Source organism: Actinosynnema sp., assembly GCF_052038725.1.
In genome coordinates this window covers 1-2982 of sequence record NZ_JBQGCX010000671.1, presented here as the reverse complement: position 1 = coordinate 2982, position 2982 = coordinate 1, and the positions used below count along the sequence as shown (strand labels likewise).

The 2982-nt window shown below is 73.2% G+C and carries 4 protein-coding genes; 1 reads left to right on the top strand and 3 read right to left on the bottom strand.

The genetic code is table 11. The features are described 5' to 3' along the window. Positions 1–185 precede the first annotated feature (185 nt). The 3 genes from ACTUAL_RS14095 to ACTUAL_RS14085 all read right to left on the bottom strand — a co-directional run bounded on the left by ACTUAL_RS14095 (position 186) and on the right by ACTUAL_RS14085 (position 2457). Positions 186–1088, bottom strand: coding sequence for an NAD(P)H-binding protein (locus ACTUAL_RS14095; RefSeq protein ID WP_440900557.1), 903 nt, complete (start codon positions 1086–1088; stop codon positions 186–188). A gap of 92 nt (positions 1089–1180) precedes the next feature. Next, positions 1181–1612, bottom strand: coding sequence for an SRPBCC family protein (locus ACTUAL_RS14090; protein WP_157767565.1), 432 nt, complete (start codon positions 1610–1612; stop codon positions 1181–1183). Positions 1613–1776: 164 nt separating this feature from the next. Beyond that, entirely contained in the window at positions 1777–2457 is a 681-nt protein-coding gene (locus ACTUAL_RS14085) for a response regulator transcription factor (RefSeq protein ID WP_085945018.1), read from the bottom strand. Between the two features lie 116 nt (positions 2458–2573). On the opposite strand from ACTUAL_RS14085, the gene ACTUAL_RS14080 reads away from it, so the two are divergent. Further along, the coding region (locus ACTUAL_RS14080) for a universal stress protein (RefSeq protein WP_440900556.1) at positions 2574–2982 on the top strand (409 nt) is incomplete at its 3' end.

Below are 2982 nucleotides of genomic sequence, written 5' to 3'. Positions count from 1 at the left end.
TCAGGCAAGCACGCTCGTCAAGACGCCGTTTGACACCCCGGTCTGCCGCAGAGTGCGGCGGCATCTTGACGAGCGTGCTCGGGCTTCGCCAGGCCAAACGGGAAAGAGGGACGCGGGTGGGTGTGCTGCGGGCTCGCTGCGCTCGCCCCGCAGCCCGCGAAGCGGTCAGCTTGTGGGTGCGGTGGCTACTTGGTGCGGTTTTCGGCTGCGCGTTCGCCCAGGGCGGTCAGCACCGCGTCGTCGTAGTTGGTGCGTTGGAACGGCACGAGGTTGGTGATGCCGTTGTCCTCGGTGACCACCACCTCCGTGTCCAGGGAGCCCAGCAGGGCTTCGGCCAGGGAGGCGTTCACGCCGGAGAGCACCGCCAGGGCCTGGCCGCTCAGCCAGTCCGACCTCGGCAGGTGCACCGGCAGCGGGAGGACGAGGGTCGAGCGGCCCTGCAGGGTGGCGATCCTGCGGAGCATCTGGGTGTACTCCAGGACTTCCGGGCCGCCGATCTCGTAGGTCTTGCCCGCCGTCTCGGGGGTTTCCACCGCGCCCACCAGGTAGCGGACCGCGTCTGCCACGGCGATGGGTTGGCAGCGGGTCCTGGCTTCCGGTGGGGCGAGGATCAGGGGGGTGTGCTCCACCAGGGACAGGAGCATCTTCCAGGACGCGCCGCCGTGGCCGATCACCACGGCGGCGCGCCGCACAGTCCCCGGGACGCCCGCGCAGGTCAGCATCGACTCGACCTCGCGCCTGCTCCTCAGGTGCTCGGACAGGGCGCCGTTGCCCAGGCCGCCCAGGTAGACGATCCTTCGCACGCCCGCCTCCGCGCACGCCCTGGCGAAGGACCTCGCCGCTCGGGCGTCCGCCTCCCGGTAGTCGCGGTCGGACAGGCCGTGCACGAGGTAGCAGGCCACCTCGCAGTCGCGGGCCGCTTCGATGAGGCCGCGCTCGTCGGTCACGTCCCCCGGAACGGGGACGCCCGCGCCCCGGTACTCGTCGGGGCGTCTCGTCATCGCGCGCACCTCGTGGCCCGCGCTCTCCAGTGCGGCGCACAGCCGCCCGCCGACGAAACCGGATGCCCCGGTCACCAAGACCCGCATGGCGCAAGCCTCGGGCACGGTGGGGCGCTGCGCACGGCGGGGCGATCAGGCGGTGGCCGCCCCGCGGGTCGTGCTCAAGCGGTGAGAGCTGGTCACACGGCCTGGCGGGCCGCGGTCAAGCCGCTCCGGTCCAGCGTGAAGGGCACGCAGGGGTGCTCCACGGGCGCGGTCTCGCACAGGGCGTCGAGCGCGCGCTCGACCCAGTCGTCCACGGCGGGGCAGTGCTGGCCCGTCGCGCCGGTCAGCTGCACCGCCACGGCGCAGCGCCGGGGACCCATGCGCAGCACGCGCACCGATCCGCTGTAGGTCGGGGTGGCCTCGCTGCCCCACTCGACCTTCAGGTTCTCCCAGTCGACCTCCAGGCGGCGCTCCACCGCGCCACCGGGCAGCCACAGGCGCACCGCGTGCGCGTCGTAGCGCTCCACCTCGACGCCCGAGGGCAGCCAGGTGGAGAGGTTCTCCAGGTCGGTCAGCATCTCGAACACCGTGTCGGCGTCGGCGGGAAGAGATCGGGTCCTCGTCAAGGGCGATCCAGGTGGTCTAGGCGACGTTTGCGACTCCCATACTGGGGGGAACAAACACCGATTGACCTAACGAATGGCTGACGATCGACCGTTCGTGTGTGCCAGGGGTCACAACGGGTGGGTAGAGGTGAGGAAGACTCTCACTCTGGGTGGCCTGGGGTGTGTCACTGGTCGGGGTCCAGGCGGTAGCCGGCGCCGCGCACGGTGAGGACGAGGGCGGGGTCGTCGGGGTTCTGCTCGACCTTGCGGCGCAGCCTGCGGATGTGCACGTCCAGGAGGCGGGTGTCGCCGAAGTAGTCGTAGCCCCAGACGCGCTGCAGGAGCTGCTCCCTGGTGACGACGCGCCCGGCCGCCGAGGCGAGCTCGACCAGGAGGCGGAACTCGGTCCTGGTCAGGTGGACCTCGTCGCCCGCGCGCAGGACCACGCCCTCGCCTGCGCGCACCTCCAGGTCGCCGAAGCGGAGGGCCTCCTCGCCGCCACCGCCCCGGCGGCGCAGGAGCGCGCGGATGCGGGCGGCCAGCTCGCCCGCCACCAGGGGCTTGGTCACGTAGTCGTCGGCGCCCGCCTCGAGCCCGGCGATGACGTCGGCGGTGTCGGCGCGGGCCGTGACGATGATGATCGGGAGGTCGCCGCGCGCCCGCAGGACGCGGCACACCTCCAGGCCGTCGACGCCGGGCAGCGACAGGTCCAGCAGGACCACGTCGAACACGCGGCGGTCCAGCAGGCGCAGGGCCTCCTCGCCGGACACGGCGTCGGTGACGCCGAACCCCTCGTCGCCCAGCGCCAGACCCAGCGCCTGCCTGATGTGCTCGTCGTCCTCCACGAGCAGTACCGAGAACTCCACCCGCCAAGCTTCCCCCACCCGGCTCAGGACGAAGGTCCCGCCCACCGCCCTGCCAAGGACCGCAGACCTCCGGGGCGGTGGTTCGTAGCGTCGGGGGCGACGGAGGGAGCGGTGCCGTGAGCGGACCGGTCGTGGTGGGTGTGGACGGAACGCAGGCCGCTCTCGAGGCGGTGCGGTGGGCGGACCTGGAGGCGATCCGGCACCGGGTGCCGTTGCGCCTGGTGCACGGCTGCGAGGTGGGGGCGAAGGCGCGGGAACCGGTCGCGGCCGGGGCGGCCAAGGCCGAGCGGGGGTGGCGGTGGTTGGCGGAGGCCGCCGCCAGGACCGGGGCCACGGCCGAGCTGGTGCCCGCCGACGCGGTGGAGTCGCTGGTGGCGCACTCGCGGCGGGCCCGGATGGTGGTGCTCGGGTCGCGCGGGGCCGGGTTGGAGCCCGCGGCCTCGGTGGCGCTGGCCGTCACCGAGCGGGCGTCCTGCCCGGTGGTGGTCGTCCGCGCGCCGGAGCCCGACACCGGGCGGGTGGTGG